This is a genomic window from Streptomyces sp. NPDC006450 (assembly GCF_040612195.1).
GTDB lineage: Bacteria > Actinomycetota > Actinomycetes > Streptomycetales > Streptomycetaceae > Streptomyces.
Window position 1 is genome coordinate 13,113 of record NZ_JBEXPT010000091.1, and the last position, 15,302, is coordinate 28,414.

Genomic DNA, 15,302 nt, shown 5'->3' on the forward strand with positions numbered 1-15,302 from the left:
CCCCCCACACGATCGGAGTGGACTCTTGCAGCCCACCAGATGGATGGCCGCCCTCGCGGCCATGGTGCTGACCACGGGCCTCGCCGGCACGCTGGCCACCACCGCCACCGCCTCGCAGAACGCGGATCCCGCGCCGGCCACCGCTGCCGAACGGGCGGTCGCCGCGGCCGACGCGGCCGTGCGCAGCGGCCTCGACAGCCTGGTCAACTCCCCCCAGCAGCAGTACGACCGGCGCCTGGTCACCCCCTGGGTGAAGGACCTCTACTCCGTCGCGTACGAGCGCAGCTACCGCGGCCTGCCGGTCGTCGGCGGCGACGCGGTCGTCCTCGCCGACGGCCAGGGCCGGGTACGCGCCCTCCAGTCGGCCTCCGCGACCGCGATCGACGTGGCCACCACGGCGACCGTCACGGCCCAGGCCGCCGAGGCCGTCTCGCGCGCCGAGCAGGTCAGGACCGACCAGGTGCAGAGCCGCCGGCTCGTCGTCAAGCTCAAGGACGACAAGGCGGTGCTGGCCTGGGAGACCGTCCTGATCGGGCGGACCACCAAGGCGCCCAGCAAGCTCCACGTGTTCGTGGACGCCCGCACGGGCAAGGTCGTCGACCGCTTCGACGAGGTGGTCGCGGGCAGCGGCAACAGCAAGTGGAACGGACCGAACCCGCTGACGATCGACACCACGGCGTCGGGCGGCACGTACTCCCTGCGCGACCCGAACCGGGCCGGCCTGAGCTGCGCCGACTACAGCTCCGGCACCGTCTTCTCGAAGTCCTCCGACTCCTGGGGCACGGGCAACCCGACCTCCAAGGAGACCGGCTGTACGGACCTGATGTTCGCGGCGCAGAAGCAGTGGGACATGCTGAGCCAGTGGCTCGGCCGCAACGGCGTCAACGGCAGCGGCCGCAGCTTCCCCGCCAAGGTCGGCCTCAATGACGTGAACGCCTACTGGGACGGCAGCACCGTCACCATCGGGCACAACAACGCCAACGAGTGGATCGCCAGCATCGACGTGGTGGCCCACGAGTACGGGCACGCCATCGACTCCAACACCCCCGGCGGCACCAGCGGCCAGGAGTCCGGCCTCGGCGAGGCCACCGGCGACATCTTCGGCGCACTGACCGAGGCGTTCGCCAACGAGCCGTCCCCGTACGACACTCCGGACTACCTCGTCGGCGAGACGATCAACCTCGTGGGCAGCGGGCCGATCCGCAACATGTACAACCCGGCGGCCGTCAACAACGACCCGGCCTGCTACAGCTCCTCGATACCGGGCACCGAGGTGCACGCCGCGGCCGGCCCGCTGAACCACTGGTTCTACCTGCTCGCCGAGGGCACCAGCCCGGGCGGCGGCAAGCCGAACAGCAGCACCTGCAACCAGTCCACGCTGACCGGTGTGGGCGTCCAGAACGCCGGCAAGATCTTCTACGGCGGCATGCTGCTGAAGACCTCCAGCATGTCCTACAAGAAGTACCGGACCGCGACGCTCAGTTCCGCCAAGTCGCTGGACGCCACCTGCGGGCTGTTCACCAAGACCAAGGCCGCCTGGGACGCGATCAGCGTGCCCGCGCAGACCGCGGACCCGACCTGCACCCCGAGCGGCGAGAACAGCGACTTCACGCTGGCTCTGAACCCGTCCTCGGGCACCGTCCAGCAGGGCGCGTCGACCACCACCACGGTCGCCACGGCGATCTCCACGGGCACGGCCCAGCAGGTGACCCTCACCGCGTCCGGCCTGCCGGCCGGGGTCACCGCCTCGTTCAGCCCGGCCACCGTGCAGGCCGGCCAGTCCTCGACGCTGACGCTGACCGCCTCCTCCAGCGCGGCCCCCGGATCCTCGACCGTCGTGGTCAAGGGCCAGGGCACCAGCCTCTCGCACACCGTCGACTACGCGCTCACCGTCGGCGGCACCACACCCGGCCCCGGCGCGCCGAACATCGACGTGGCCGCGGTGCAGGCGCATCTGACCCAGTTCAACACGATCGCCTCCCAGAACGGCGGCAACCGCCGCGCGGGCAGCGCCGGTTACACGGCGTCGGTGGCGTACATCAAGGGCAAGCTGCAGGCCGCCGGCTACACGGTGACCGAGCAGAACTGCACCTCGTGCACCTACCCGTCGAACAACCTGATCGCCGACTGGCCCGGGGGCCCCGCCGACCAGACGATCATGTTCGGCGCGCACCTCGACAGCGTCTCGGCGGGTCCGGGCATCAACGACAACGGCTCGGGCTCCGCGACCCTGCTGGAGAACGCGCTCGTCCTCGCCCAGAAGAACCCGACCATGACCAAGCACGTGCGCTTCGCCTGGTGGACCGACGAGGAGCAGGGCCTCAACGGCTCGAAGTTCTACGTCAACCAGCTCACCAGCACCCAGAAGACCGCCATCAAGGCCTACTACAACTTCGACATGGTCGGCTCGACCAACGGCGGCTACTTCATCAACAACGTCAACTCCACCGCGGCCGCCCCGCTCAAGGCCTACTGGACCTCCCTGAACCTCGCTCCCGAGGAGAACACCGAGGGCCAGGGCCGCAGTGACGACTACTCCTTCCAGCAGGGCGGCATCCCCACCTCCGGCTACGCGGCCGGCGCCAGCGCCCGCAAGACCTCGGCGCAGGCCGCGAAGTGGGGCGGCACCGCGAACGCGGCGTACGACCCCTGCTACCACGCGTCCTGCGACACCACGAACAACATCAGCGCCACGGTCCTGGACCGCAGCGCCGACGGTGTGGCCTACACCGTCTGGAACCAGGCCGTCGGCGGCACCACCCCCGGTCCGGACTTCTCGATCAGCGCCTCCCCGGCCACCGGCAGCGCCGCCCAGGGCGGCAGCGCCAGCTCGACGATCAACACCGCGACCACCAGCGGCGCCGCCCAGACCGTCGCCCTGTCGGTGACCGGCGCCCCGGCCGGCACCACCGCCTCACTGAGCCCCACCTCGGTCCAGTCGGGCAGTTCCTCGACGCTCTCGGTCCAGGTCGGCGCGAGCACCGCGCCCGGCACGTACACCCTGACCGTCACCGGCACGGGCTCGGTGAGCCACACCACCACCTACACCCTGACCGTCACGGGCACCGGCCCCTCCTGCACCCCGCGCCAGCTCGTCTCCAACGGCGGGTTCGAGAGCGGCACCGCCCCGTGGACCACCACCACGAACGTCATCACCAACCAGGCGGGGCAGACCCCGCACGGCGGCACGTACAAGGCCTGGCTCAACGGCTACGGCACGACCCGCACGGACAGCGCCTCCCAGTCCGTGACCATCCCGACCGGCTGCTCCTCGTACCAGCTCGGCTTCTACCTGCACATCGACACCGCCGAGACCGAGAACACGGTCTACGACACCTTCACGGTCTCGGTGGGCGGCCAGACGCTGGCGAGCCTGTCCAACGTGAACGCGGCCTCCGGCTACCAGCTCAAGACGTACGACGTCTCCCGGTTCGCCGGCCAGACGGTCACCCTGAAGTTCCTGGGCGTGGAGGACGCCTCCCTGCAGACCTCCTTCGTCGTGGACGACGTCACCCTCCAGGTGAGCTGACGCCCGCGGCGGCCTGAGCACCACCCGGGCGGCACCCGCCCCGGCCCCACAGCCGGAGCGGGTGCCGCCCGGCCGTGCGCGGGTGGCCATCGAGCGCGTCGGCCGGCTGCTCTGAGCGGGGGCCCGCCCGGTGGACGGGCCCCAGCGGTGACGCGGTGCAGTGACTCGGCGCCCGGGGTCAGCCTCCGTCGCGGACGGCGACGATGCCGTTGAAGACACCGACGTAGGCCGTCCCGTCGGGGCCCAGCGTGATCGGGGCCCAGTTGTTGTCGTACAGCGGGCCGGTGCCGGTCAGCTGACGCCAGCGGCGCTCCCCGGTGCGGAAGTCGACGGCCGTCAGGTACCAGGCGTCGATCCCCCAGTAGTTCGGCTCCTTCTCGTAGAAGTAGAGCAGTCCGTTCGCGGTGGAGAGCTTGGGGACCACGGAGGGCGCGCGGATCGCGCTCTGCCAGACCGTGTCGCAGCCGCTGCCGTCGGCGCGGACGTCGATGCGGCTGACGCCGCCGACGACCGACTTGCCGAGGACCAGCGACGTGACGTTCTCGTAGCCGTAGTTGTTCTCGACGATGATGCTGTTGCCCCACGTGATCAGGGAGTTGTCGGTGGTCGAGGCACCCGATCCGAAGACCGGGACCTTGCACACCAGCCGCTGCCCCTCGGGAACGTCCGGGCCCCGCTTGAAGACCAGCACGTTCATCCGGTCGTCTGCGTTGTCGGTGATCGCGACGTAGCCGTTGCCGAAGAGGTCGGGGGTGGTGCCCGAACCCTGGTTGACCGAGCCGGGCTTGGTTCCCGTGCCACGGTCGTAGGTCTGGCGCCACTGCGCGACGGGGGTGCCGTCGGCGGAGGCGGTGAAGCTGTACAGCGCGTGGTCGGTGACGATGGAGACGCCGTCCTCGCCGACCGAGAAGGAGTTCTGGATCTCCTCCCCCGCCAGCCGGATCGAGCGGATCACCGAGGTCGCCGGGTCCACGGTGCCGACACGGCCCTGGCGGGTGACCCACCAGATGCGGCCGTTCCAGTCGGGCATCACCGAGGTGACGGGGTCGCAGGTGCCGGTGGGCCACAGGTTGGTCCAGTCGACGCAGTCGTGCGGGACCTGGCCGGTGAGGTCCCAGTCGTCGTCCACCTTGAACTGCCAGCCGCCGTCAGTGTTCTGGACGTGCGAGAGCCTCAGGATGTGCTGGCGGGAGTCGGCCAGCACCGCACGGTCCTGGTTGTCCAGGTAGAAGTAGGCGCCGCCCGAGGTGTCCTTGAAGATCTTCGAGAAGTCGAGCGAGGTGATCGCCTGGACCGTCGAGGAACGCTGCGGGAGCTGGTACTCCGCGAGCGTGGCGAGCGTACGGGGCTCCAGCAGCTTGACCTTGAAGCCGCCGAAGGTGCCGCACACCGTGACCAGCCGGCCGCCCGAGTCGAAGGTGGCGGTGGCGCATTCGCCCCCGAGGGCGGCGATCTTCGCGCTGGTCACCTTCGGGTTCTTGCCGAGCGGTCCCGACCAGGGCGAGGTGGCGCTGCCCGCCGCGTCGGAGTGCATGCCGCTGCGGCCGTTGGGCGCGAGGAACGGGTGCTGCGGCGGTGCTTCGCCGGGCAGCGGGGCGGCCGTGGCCGGGGCGCCGTCGTAGTGGCTGACCAGGCGGTGGCCAGGGGCCAGGGGTATCTCCTCGGCGGCGGCCGGCGAGACCCCGTACAGCACCGCGCATGCGGCGAGAGCCGGGGCCACGGCGCAGTTCAGCGCTCTTCGGAACATCCGGACTTCCTCCCTTGTCCTCAGTGTTGTTGACATTGCGTATGACATCGCGCCGCGGCCAGACGCTAGATCGCACTGCCTGAGGAGTCCATGGAAGAGCCGGATGATTCACGAAGGCGCAACAGTTGATCAACTCGTGGACGGAGAGGGGCGGGTGACGGCCACGGGTCAGGGTGTGAAGCCGCTGACCACGTTCGCCGTGGCCGAGACCCCGTTGTGGATGGTCTGCGCGAGACTGCTGCTCGCGAGGTAGAAGCCGAGCAGGACGCAGACGAGCGCGTGCGACAGCTTGAGGCCGCCGCCGCGCATGAAGATCCACGCGAGGACGAGGAGCAGGACGAGGACGGAGAGGGAGATCACCATCGGAACACCTCCTTACGCGCCGCCATGGTGGCGCAGCGGGAGGGCTCTTCGGGCGAAACCCGTGTCCGCCAAACGGGTGTTGACGGTCCGTGACCGGTGTTCAGTCCTTGACGATCTCGTCCCAGTGGGCCGTCCGCCCGCACCAGCGCCCGAGCAGAACGGGGTCGTGTCCCACCGCCAGCAGGCCAGCGCCGGACTCCTCCCGGTACTCCTCCACTACGCCGACCAGCGCGGCGGTGGTGGACGCGTCGAGCATGGCGGTCATCTCGTCGCACACCAGCCAGCGCGGCCGGAGCACCAAGGCCCGGGCCACGCAGGCCCGTTGCAGCTGGCCGTCGCTTACCTCGTGGGGCCGCCGGTCGAGAAGGTCCGCTCCCAGGCCGACCCGGTCCGCCAACTCTGGGACGATGGCATCGATTTCGCCGCGACGGCCGGTGGCCCGGAGCGGCTCGGCGACGAGCTCGCGCAGCCTGAGCCGGGGGTCCGCCGCGAGCCGGGGCTGTTGGAACACCATGCCGACGGAGGTCCGCAGGGCGCGCGGCGCCCGGTGCCGGAACCCGGTCAGCGCGCGGCCGTCGAAGGCCACGGTCCCCCGGTCGGGCCGGTGCAGCAGGGCGACGACCCTGGCCAGCGTGGACTTGCCGCAGCCGCTGGGGCCGAGCAGTCCGAGGGATGCGCCGGGGGCGAGGCTCAGGTGGGCGCCGCGGACGACGGGGGCCCGGCGGTCGTAGCCGGCGGTGATGCCGGTGAGCTCAAGCATGGTGGCAGGCCACCCCTTCGGTGAACGGGGGCCGGTCGGCCCGGCAGCGGGAGTCGGCGCGCGGGCAGCGGGCGGCGAAGGCGCAGCCGGGCGGGAGCGCGCCGAGCTCGGGCGGGGCGCCCGGGATGGGGGCGAAGGCCCGTTCGGGCAGGGCGTCGAGGAGTCCGCGCGCGTAGGGGTGGCGGGGGCCCGGGGCGCCGAAGAAGGCTTCGGCGGGGGCGGTTTCCACGATGCGGCCCGCGTACATGACGGCCACGGTGTCGGCGATGCGGTGGGCCGCCGCGAGGTCGTGCGTGATCATGAGCAGCGCCCGGCCGGCGTCCCGGGTGTGGGCGCGCAGCTCGTCGACGGTGCGGTGGACGAGGTCCCGGTCGAGGCCGGTGGTCGGCTCGTCGGCGAGCAGCAGGGGCGCGTCGCCGATCAGCGCGAGCGCGGTGGCGGCACGCTGGGCGAGCCCGCCGGAGAGCTCGTGGGGGTGGCGGTCGAGGTGGGTGGCGGGGAAGGCCGCCCGGTCGGCCGCGGCCTCGGCCGCCTCCCGCAGGTCCGCCCTGGCGGTCCCGGTCAGTTCGCGGACCGTCTCCTCCAGGTGGGAGCGGATGGTGCGGACCGGGGTGAGGTGCGCGGCCGGGCTCTGCGGCACCAGTGCGACGCGGCGGCCCCGGACGCTCCGGGCGAGGGTGCGCTCGTCGAGGGCGAGCAGGTCGGTCCCGTCGGCGAGCCGGGCGGAGCCCGCGGTCTCGGCGTTGCCGGGGAGCAGTCCGAGGAGGGCGGAGGCGAGCACGGACTTGCCGCAGCCGCTCTCGCCGACGAGGGCGAGGCACGCGCCGGGAGCCAGGGCGAGGGTGGCGTCGGTGACGGCCGCGACGTACCGGCCGCCGCGCATGCGGAAGCGGACGGAGAGCCGGTCCAGTTCGAGGACGGGCCGGATGGAGGTCTTCACAGGCTCAGCTCCGAGCGGCGGCGGGGGTCGAGGCGCTCGCGCCAGGCGCCCGCGAGGCCGGCGATCGCCAGGGTCGGGACGATCAGGAGGAGCCCGGGGAAGAGCGTGGGCCACCAGTCGCCGGCGAGCAGCGAACCGCGGGCCGCCTGAACCAGGTTGCCCAGGCTCGCCTGGTGCGCGGGCAGGCCGAGGCCCAGGAAGGACAGGGCCGACTCGTGCCACATGGCGTGCGGGACCATCAGCACGGCAGCGAGCCCGGCCTGCGGCAGCACTCCGGGCACGAGGTGGCGTACGGCCACCCGCCACCGCGACGCGCCCCCCGAGACGGCCGCGTCCACATGGGGCCGCGAGCGGAGCGAGAGGACCTCCGCGCGCACGATGCGGGCCGTGGACAGCCAGTGGGTCAGGGCCACGGAGACGACCACCGGCCACACCCCCGGCCGGAACATCGCCACGATGAAGATGCCGAGCAGCAGGTGCGGGATCGAGGACAGGGCGTCCACCACCCGCATGACGCACCGGTCCGGCCACCCGCCGAGCGCCCCGGCGAGCGCGCCGACCGCCGTGCCGAGGACGGTGGCGACCAGCGCCGCCACCAGCCCGACCATCAGCGAGACGCGCAGCCCGTAGACGCAGCGCAGCAGCAGGTCGCGGCCCACGTCGTCGGTGCCGAAGGGATGGGCCCAGGAGGGCGGCAGGAGCTTTGCCGACAAGTCGACCGCCTGCTGGTCGAGTTGGACCAGCGGCGGTACCAGCAGCACCGCCAGCGCGACAAGGACGACGATCACCGCCGAGGTCCGCACCCGCACGTTCCGGGTGGAACCGCGGTCGCGGCCGTGGGGCCGCCAGAGCGGTGCTCCGGTCGTGTCCGTCGTGTCGGTCGTGTCAGCCATCGAAGCCCACCCTCGGGTCCGCCAGCCCGTAGAGCAGGTCGGACAGCAGGTTCCCGGCCAGCACCGCCGCGGTGGCCAGGACCGTCAGCGCGGCCAGCAGCGGGAAGTCCACCGAGGTCGCGGCCCGGACGGTGGCCGCGGCGATGCCGGGCCAGCTGAAGACGGTCTCCACCAGCAGCGCGCCGGTGATCAGCTCCGGTACCCGCGACCCGATCAGGGTCAGCATCGGGAGCATGCCCGAGCGCAGTCCGTGGCCGAGCAGCACCCGCCGCTCCCCCAGGCCCCGCGCCCGGGCGCCCCGTACGGGATCCTCCTGCAGCGCGTCGGCCACGCCCTGCCTGACGTACAGGAAGAACCAGGGCAGTTGGGAGATGCCGAGGACCAGCGCGGGGAGCACGAGGTGGCGGGCCACCTGCCCGGCGGTGACCACGTCGCTGCCCGCGTCGGTGAGGCCGCCGGACGGCAGCACGCCGAGGCGCACCGAGAAGAACCAGATGGCGAGCAGGCCCAGCCAGAAGGCCGGGGCCGCCTCGAGGGTGTACGCGAGTCCGGAGACGGCCCGGTCCAGGCGCCCGCCCTGCCTGCGCGCGGCCAGGACGCCGAGCCCGGTGCCCAGCAGCACGGCGACGGCGAAGGCGCACAGCGCGAGCAGCGCCGACCAGCCGAGCCGTTCGGCGATGACGTCGGAGACGGGCTGGCGCATGACGGCGGAGGTGCCGAGGTCCCCGGTCAGCGCCGAGGTGAGCCACTCCCACCAGCGCGTGAGCAGGGGCTGGTCCGCGCCGAGGTTGACCCGCAGCTGGTCGAGTCCGGCCTGGGAGGCGGTGAGCCCGGCGGTGCCGGCGTATGCCTTGACGGGGTCGAAGGGGGACAGCGCGGCCACCGCGAACACCCCGAAGGTGACGGCGAGCAGGACGGGGCCGGCGAACAGGGTCCGCCGCACCGCCATGCGCGCCATCGGCCGCCACGGGAGACGGTGGAAGCGGTGGAAGCGGTGGAGGTCGTGGAGCCGGCGGAGACGGTGGGGACGGTGGAGACGGTGGAGACGGCTCACTTCTGCTTCGGCTTCCAGCTCTCGACGTTCCACCACGGACCGGTTCCGAGGCCGTGGTCGTGCGGCTCGACCTGGGTGGTGAGCCCGTCCCACTTGTCGGCCACGACGTAGAGGTGGTCGATGTGGGTGAGGTAGACGTAGCCCGGGTTCTTGACCAGTTCGCGCTGGACCGTGTCGTACGCGGCCTTGCGCACGGCCGGGTCCGCGCTCCGGCGGCCGTCGAGCAGTGCCTTGTCGACGGTCGGGTTGTCGTACCGGGCCATGTTGTTGAAGCCGTCGCCCGCGAGGGCGGAGTTCAGTGTCAGGTACTGGTCGAAGTCCGGGTCGGCCGGGGAGCCGCCGCCGGCGAGGACGGCGTCCGTCTTCATCCGGGGCTCGATGACCTCCCAGCTGCCGGACTCGGTGGTGACCTGGATGCCGGCCTTCTTGGCGTCGGAGGCGAAGGCGAGGGCGTGTTCCTGGCGGAGCTTGTCGCCGGAGGGGTACCAGAGCGGGAAGGCGGCGCGGACCCCGTTCTTGGCGCGGATGCCGTCGGCGCCGGAGATCCAGCCGGCGTCGTCGAGGATCCTCTCGGCCTTGCCGAGGTCGTGCGGGCGTTCCGTACCGGCCGTGAACCAGGGGCTGCCGGTCGGGACGGGACCGTAGGCGGCCTTGCCCGCGCCGTCCAGGAGCTTGTCCACCATCGTGTCCCGGTCCACCGCGATGTCCAGGGCCTGGCGGACGGCCGTGTCGCCGGTGACCGGGTGGTCCGTCGGCAGGGTGACCTGGCGGTAGTCGTAGGTCTTGGCCGCGTACATCCCCCGGCTACCGCCGGGAGGTGCCCCCGGGAGCGCCTTGCCGGCCGCGAACCCCTTGGCCAGGTTCGGCGGCAGGACGGCCCCGTCGAGTTCGCCGGAGCGCAGCCGGGTGGCGCGTACGTCGTCGTCCTTGATGACCGCCATGGTGAACTTCTTCACCGCGGGCTCGCCGCCCCAGTAGGTCGGGTTGGCCTTGAAGCTCAGCTTTTCGCCCTTGGACCAGGCGGTGAGGACGTACGGTCCGGTGCCGACGGGCTTGGTGGTGAACTCGCCGCTGTTGACGTCCTGTCCGCCGGCGATGTGCTCGGGGGCGATGGGCAGGACGGTCCGCTCGGCGAAGGGGGCGTAGGGGTACTTCAGGGTGAAGACGACGGAGTCCTCGCCGCGCGCCGTGACGTCCGCGATCGCGTCGAGCTCGGACTTGGACGCGTTGTTCGTCTTCGCGTCGAGGATCGTGCGGTAGGTGAAGACGACGTCCTTGGCTCCGAAGGGTTGTCCGTCGCTGAACCGCACGCCCCGGCGGAGCGCATAGGTGTAGGTGAGGCCGTCCGCGGAGACTTCCGGGAGGGCCTCGGCGAGCGCGGGCTTCAGCTTCATGCCGGTGTCGTGCGCCAGCAGCCCGTCGAAGATCTTCGAGTTGCCGTCCTTGCCGTAGCCCAGCAGCGGGCTGAGGGTCTCCGGCTCGGTGGCTATGCCGACCACGGCGGAGTCGGCCGCCCCGGCACCCGCCGCGGCACCTCCCCCGGGGTTCGAACAGGCCGCCGCGCCCGTGACGATCACCGCGGCCGCGGTCGCCCCGGCCATTCCCCGTACGGTCCGGGCCTTCATCTGGTGCACTTCCTTCGTTATTGCAAAGAGGTCGCAATAATGCCAGACGGGAACGGGGGAGCCGAACCGGGCCGGATGCGCGGGAAGGGCCGCGCAGGGGTCTTGCCCGGCCGCCGCGGAGCGTGACATATATGTCTAGACCTTTCCGAGGGAAGAAGAGGGCGCCCGCCGTGCACGACCTCGCACCCAGCACCGCGCCGAACCCCCCGCGCCGCCCCCGGCGGCCGTCCGTGCGGGGTACGACGCCCGCCCTCGCCCTCGCCCTCGCGGCCGCCGCGCTGACGGCGTGCGGCCCGTCGGACACCACACCCCCGGCGACGCCGGCCGGGCTCACCGCCCAAGCCGGCAGCGCCACTTCGGTCCACGTCATGTGGCAGTCGCCCGCGCCCGCCGACGGGGTGACCTCCTTCCTCGTCTACCAGGCGGACCGGCTGGTCCGTGAACTGCCCGCCGACAAGACGATGACGGACATCACCGGCCTCACCCCGCGGACCGCCTACGCGTTCACGGTCCGGGCCCGGGACGCCGCCGGGAACACCTCCCCGGCCGGCGCGGCCGCCTCGGCCACCACCCCCGCGGCCACGGCCGAGGACCGGCTGGCCCCGACCGCCCCGCCCCGTACGGACGGCACGGCCCTCGGACCCACTTCCGCCCGGCTGACCTGGGCCGCGGCCACCGATGACACGGGCGTCACCGCGTACGACGTCTACCAGGGCGACGCCCGGATCCACACGGTCGGCCCCGGCACCACCACGACGGTCCTGGAGGACCTCCGGCCCGACAGCGTGTACACCTTCACCGTCCGGGCCCGCGACGGCGCCGACAACTCCTCCCCCGCCGGTCCCGCCGCGGACGTGACCACCCCGCCCGGGCCCGGACAGCGGACCGGCACCGCTCCGGCCGATTTCACGGCGGTCGCCTCGCCGGGCGCGGTCACCCTCGCCTGGACCCCCCCGGCGACCGGCCGGGAGACCACCGAGTACGAGCTCTACGTCAACGGCCGCCCCACCACGGTCATCCAGTTCGGCGAGGGCGCCGTCCCGGCCGGCCGGGCGGAGCACCGCCTCACGGTCGCCGAACCGCCCGGAACCGCATGGACGGTGAAGCTCCGGGCGCGCCTGCCCGACGGCACCTGGGGCGTCTTCTGCGCAGAGCGGCGGATCGTCCTGGCGTCCTGAACCGACTCCCGAACCCCGCTTGTCGGAGCGGTTCCTGACAACCCGTTCGTCCGATCTGGGCCGAACGGTACTGCGGAGAAAGAAGATCGCGCAGAATACTCACGTGTTCGGTGAGTACTCGGTCAACAACAATCAGGCAGATTCCACGGACGGCGAACCTGGGCCAGACTCTGGCGCCGTGCCGGGAAACCTGCCGCCGGAAACGGCGAGCTTCGTGGGCCGTGAGCGTGAACTCGGCCTCCTGTCCGACCTGCTGCGCGAGCGCCGGCTCGTCACGCTCACGGGCGTCGGCGGCGTGGGCAAGTCCAGGCTGGCCCTGCGGGCCGCCGCCGACCCCCGCCAGCGCAGGCCCGACGGGGTGTGGTGGGTGGAGCTCTCCCCGCTGCGCGACGCCGACCTGCTCACCGCCACCGTCGCGCACTCCCTCGGCCTCGCCCACCAGTCCCCGCGCCCCCTGGACGAGGAACTGTGCGCGTGGATGGCCGACAAGGAAATGCTGCTCGTCCTGGACACCTGCGAACACCTGGTGGCCGCCTGCCGGCACCTGGTGGGCGAACTCCTGCAGTCCGCACCGGGCCTGACGGTGCTCATCACCACCCGGGAGCCGCTCCGCAGCCCCGGGGAGGAGCTGGTCGAGGTCAGCCCGCTGCCCAGCGACGGACCCGACAGCGACGCCCTCGCCCTGTTCCGGGCCCGCGCGGTCGCCGCCACCCCGCACGCGTCGGCCGCCTTCGCCGACCCGGACCGGGCGGCCCTCGCCGCGGACGTCTGCCGCCGCCTGGACGGGATCCCCCTCGCCCTCGAACTGGCCGGCGCCCGGATGCGGCTGTGGACCCTGGAACAGATGGCGCAGCGCCTCGAAGGCCGCTTCGACCTGCTCTCCGACACCGCCGCCTCCCGGCTCCCCCGCCACCAGACGATGCGCACCGCGATCGGCTGGAGCCACGAGCTGTGCGAGCCGGTCGAGCGGCTGCTGTGGGCCCGGCTCTCGGTGTTCACCGGGGACTTCGACGTCGCCGCGGCCCGCGCGGTGTGCTCGGGCGGCCCGCTGGCCGCCGCGCGGGTGGAGCGGGTACTGGCGGGCCTCGTGGCGAAGTCGGTGGTCCGGTGCAGCCGGGAACGGGGCGCGGGCGCCCGCTACCGGCTCCTGGACACCATCCGCGAGTACGGCCAGGACTGGCTGGCGGAACTCGGCGAGGAACGCGTCGTCGCCGACCGGCACGCCCACTGGTACGCGGCGCTCTCGAAGGCCGCCGACCCTGGCTGGATGGGCCCGGGCCAGGTGGACTGGTACCGCAGGATGACCGCCGAGCACGCGCAGCTCCGTACCGCCCTGGAGCACCTGCTCCGCTCGGATCCCACGGCGGCCCTGGAGACGGCCGGCGCGCTCTGGTTCTTCTGGTTCTCCTGCGGCCACGTCAACGAGGGCCGGTCCTTCCTGGAGCGGGCCCTGAGCCGGGGCCCGCGCTCGGGAGCCGCGTACGTCCAGGCGCTGTGGGCCCTGGGGCTCACCACCCTGCTCCAGGGCGACCTGGCCACGGCCGAGGAGCTCGGCAAGGCGTGCACCGGCGCGGCGGCCACCCTCGCCGACCCGGAGCCGGAGCTGCGCGCCGCGTACCTGCACGCGGTGTCGGTGCTGATGCCGGGCGATCCCCTACGGGCCCTGGCGCTCGCCGGACCCCGGGCGCGCGGGGGCCACGGCGGAAGACCCACCGGCGTGGGCTGGCTGCTGTGCCGGCTGGCCACCGGCTACGCCCTGTGCGACCTCGGGCGCTTCGAGGAGGCCGAGGAGGAGGCGCGGGGCCTGCGCGAGGCCTGCGCGGAGCTGGGCGAGCGCTGGCTGCGGGCGTACGCGGACTACATCCTGGCCGTGGCGGCGTTCGGGCTCGGCCACCACGGGGAGGCGGCCCGGCACGCGCGGGCGATGCTGTCGGGCAAGCGGCTGCTGGGCGATCGCTTCGGGATCGCGCTCGGTCTCGACCTGCTGGCGGCGGCGGTGGCGGCCATGGGAGACGGCGAGCTGGCGGCCCGGCTGCTGGGCACGGGGCACGCCTGGTGGCGCACGGTGGGCCGGCCGCAGATGGGCTCCCCCTCGCTGACGGCCGTGCGCGACGAGGGCGAACGGCAGGCCAGGGCCGCGATCGGCGACGAGGCGTACGAGAGCGCCTTCCTGGGCGGCGCGGCGGCGTCCACCGGCTGACGCCCGGCCCGTGGGCCCGGGTCAGTGGACGCAGCCGATGGCGCCGTGGCGTAACTCCGGGGCTCCCGTCAGTACGGGAGGGGTCTGCCCGACGGTGTACGCAGGTCCAGGTCTCGGGGTGCGGGCTTCGGGACGGGCTTTCGGATCAGCTGCTGGCGCATGCTGCCTCCTCGCTCAGACCAGGGCCGGGCGGCGGGGTTCCACCGTGCGGCCGTCGGGGAGCAGTTCACCTGTGTCATCGAAGACGACGGCGCCGTTGCACAGCAGGTTCCAACCCTGTTCGGGGTGGAAGGCCACGGTGCGTGCGGCGTCGTGGTCGACGCTGTCGGCGGTCGGGCAGGGGGGCTGGTGGGAGCACATGGCGCACCTCCTCGCAGAGTGGGGCGGGAAGGCCGGTGGTCACCCGGTCGAATCCGCGATCCACGGTGGCGGTGAGTATTACTGATCGCCACCCCCGGACGGAACCCATATTCGCCGCCCAGTTCAGGGTGTGTATGCCCGCTTACGATGCGCTCATGCCCGCTATCCGGATCATTCGCCGCACACTTCTCGACACCGGGGAGGCGTGGAGGAGGCTGACGGACTGGGAACTCCACGCCGCCGCCGTCCCGCTCACCCGGGCGATCATCGAAACGCCGCCTCCCACGCACACCGGAACCCGTTTCACCATGCGTACGGGCGTGGGGAGCATCACCTTCGACGACCCGATGGAAGTCACCCTCTGGCAGCCCCCGCGGGGCGCCTCCGCCGGACTGGTCCGGCTCGTCAAACACGGCCGGGTGGTGCGGGGCGAAGCGGAGATCGAACTCCGCCCCTCGCCTGCGGGCGGATGCGAGGCCGAATGGCGCGAGGAACTGCGCGTGCGCGGCCTGGGCCGCCCCTTCGACCCCCTGGTGACGGCGGCCGCCCGGCTCCTGTTCACCCGCGCCCTGGAGGCCCTCCTGCGCCCCTGAACGGCTCCGCGCCGCCGGGCAGGCCCCGACGCAGGAAGGGGCCCGGGGCCGCCGCGCGGC

12 protein-coding genes are annotated in these 15,302 nt (G+C 72.7%); 4 read left to right on the forward strand and 8 right to left on the reverse strand.

Annotated features, from left to right (window positions below):
* Positions 1–61 precede the first annotated feature (61 nt).
* The gene (locus ABZY57_RS23735) at positions 62–3,529 is read left to right on the forward strand and encodes a M28 family peptidase (RefSeq protein ID WP_356515044.1); all 3,468 of its coding nucleotides are present in this window, start codon (positions 62–64) and stop codon (positions 3,527–3,529) included.
* Positions 3,530–3,707: 178 nt separating this feature from the next.
* On the opposite strand, the gene ABZY57_RS23740 is transcribed toward ABZY57_RS23735, so the two are convergent.
* The 7 genes from ABZY57_RS23740 to ABZY57_RS23770 all read right to left on the reverse strand — a co-directional run bounded on the left by ABZY57_RS23740 (position 3,708) and on the right by ABZY57_RS23770 (position 10,911).
* Positions 3,708–5,276, reverse strand: a complete 1,569-nt coding sequence (locus tag ABZY57_RS23740; protein WP_356515021.1) for a hypothetical protein — start codon at positions 5,274–5,276, stop codon at positions 3,708–3,710.
* A gap of 168 nt (positions 5,277–5,444) precedes the next feature.
* The gene (locus ABZY57_RS23745; RefSeq protein WP_356515023.1) at positions 5,445–5,639 is read right to left on the reverse strand and encodes a hypothetical protein; all 195 of its coding nucleotides are present in this window, start codon (positions 5,637–5,639) and stop codon (positions 5,445–5,447) included.
* A gap of 100 nt (positions 5,640–5,739) precedes the next feature.
* Positions 5,740–6,399: an ATP-binding cassette domain-containing protein gene (locus tag ABZY57_RS23750; protein WP_356515025.1), complete on the reverse strand. Its 660-nt coding sequence runs from the start codon at positions 6,397–6,399 to the stop codon at positions 5,740–5,742.
* Positions 6,392–7,282 (reverse strand): ABC transporter ATP-binding protein, encoded by an 891-nt coding sequence (locus ABZY57_RS23755; protein WP_356515046.1) that lies wholly within the window; start codon positions 7,280–7,282, stop codon positions 6,392–6,394. The genes ABZY57_RS23750 and ABZY57_RS23755 overlap by 8 nt, the downstream gene beginning before the upstream one ends.
* 53 nt (positions 7,283–7,335) lie before the next feature.
* Positions 7,336–8,232: an ABC transporter permease gene (locus ABZY57_RS23760; RefSeq protein WP_356515027.1), complete on the reverse strand. Its 897-nt coding sequence runs from the start codon at positions 8,230–8,232 to the stop codon at positions 7,336–7,338.
* Positions 8,225–9,190, reverse strand: a complete 966-nt coding sequence (locus ABZY57_RS23765; protein ID WP_356515029.1) for an ABC transporter permease — start codon at positions 9,188–9,190, stop codon at positions 8,225–8,227. Before ABZY57_RS23765 ends, ABZY57_RS23760 begins: the two co-directional genes overlap by 8 nt.
* A gap of 92 nt (positions 9,191–9,282) precedes the next feature.
* Positions 9,283–10,911, reverse strand: a complete 1,629-nt coding sequence (locus tag ABZY57_RS23770; protein ID WP_356515031.1) for an ABC transporter substrate-binding protein — start codon at positions 10,909–10,911, stop codon at positions 9,283–9,285.
* 131 nt (positions 10,912–11,042) lie between these two features.
* Between ABZY57_RS23770 and ABZY57_RS23775 the strand changes: the two genes are divergently transcribed.
* Together ABZY57_RS23775 and ABZY57_RS23780 are read left to right on the forward strand one after the other, a co-directional pair.
* On the forward strand, positions 11,043–12,089 hold the full coding sequence (locus tag ABZY57_RS23775; protein ID WP_356515033.1) for a fibronectin type III domain-containing protein: 1,047 nt from the start codon (positions 11,043–11,045) through the stop codon (positions 12,087–12,089).
* 178 nt (positions 12,090–12,267) lie between these two features.
* Complete coding sequence (locus ABZY57_RS23780; protein WP_356515035.1) at positions 12,268–14,289, forward strand: NB-ARC domain-containing protein; 2,022 nt, start codon at positions 12,268–12,270, stop codon at positions 14,287–14,289.
* Between the two features lie 174 nt (positions 14,290–14,463).
* Here ABZY57_RS23780 and ABZY57_RS23785 read toward each other — a convergent pair whose 3' ends face one another.
* The gene (locus tag ABZY57_RS23785; RefSeq protein ID WP_243341733.1) at positions 14,464–14,649 is read right to left on the reverse strand and encodes a DUF5999 family protein; all 186 of its coding nucleotides are present in this window, start codon (positions 14,647–14,649) and stop codon (positions 14,464–14,466) included.
* Positions 14,650–14,804: 155 nt separating this feature from the next.
* Here ABZY57_RS23785 and ABZY57_RS23790 point away from each other — a divergent pair, with 155 nt between their 5' ends.
* On the forward strand, positions 14,805–15,242 hold the full coding sequence (locus tag ABZY57_RS23790; protein ID WP_356515038.1) for an SRPBCC family protein: 438 nt from the start codon (positions 14,805–14,807) through the stop codon (positions 15,240–15,242).
* Positions 15,243–15,302: the final 60 nt, after the last annotated feature.

Bases quoted from the DNA above. Each gene is read 5' to 3' on its own strand.
- ABZY57_RS23735 (WP_356515044.1), top strand. From the start codon at position 62: ATGGTGCTGACCACGGGCCTCGCCGGCACGCTGGCCACCACCGCCACC.
- ABZY57_RS23740 (WP_356515021.1), bottom strand. From the start codon at position 5,276: ATGTTCCGAAGAGCGCTGAACTGCGCCGTGGCCCCGGCTCTCGCCGCA.
- ABZY57_RS23745 (WP_356515023.1), bottom strand. From the start codon at position 5,639: ATGGTGATCTCCCTCTCCGTCCTCGTCCTGCTCCTCGTCCTCGCGTGG.
- ABZY57_RS23750 (WP_356515025.1), bottom strand. From the start codon at position 6,399: ATGCTTGAGCTCACCGGCATCACCGCCGGCTACGACCGCCGGGCCCCC.
- ABZY57_RS23755 (WP_356515046.1), bottom strand. From the start codon at position 7,282: ATGCGCGGCGGCCGGTACGTCGCGGCCGTCACCGACGCCACCCTCGCC.
- ABZY57_RS23760 (WP_356515027.1), bottom strand. From the start codon at position 8,232: ATGGCTGACACGACCGACACGACGGACACGACCGGAGCACCGCTCTGG.
- ABZY57_RS23765 (WP_356515029.1), bottom strand. From the start codon at position 9,190: ATGGCGCGCATGGCGGTGCGGCGGACCCTGTTCGCCGGCCCCGTCCTG.
- ABZY57_RS23770 (WP_356515031.1), bottom strand. From the start codon at position 10,911: ATGAAGGCCCGGACCGTACGGGGAATGGCCGGGGCGACCGCGGCCGCG.
- ABZY57_RS23775 (WP_356515033.1), top strand. From the start codon at position 11,043: ATGTCTAGACCTTTCCGAGGGAAGAAGAGGGCGCCCGCCGTGCACGAC.
- ABZY57_RS23785 (WP_243341733.1), bottom strand. From the start codon at position 14,649: ATGTGCTCCCACCAGCCCCCCTGCCCGACCGCCGACAGCGTCGACCAC.
- ABZY57_RS23790 (WP_356515038.1), top strand. From the start codon at position 14,805: ATGCCCGCTATCCGGATCATTCGCCGCACACTTCTCGACACCGGGGAG.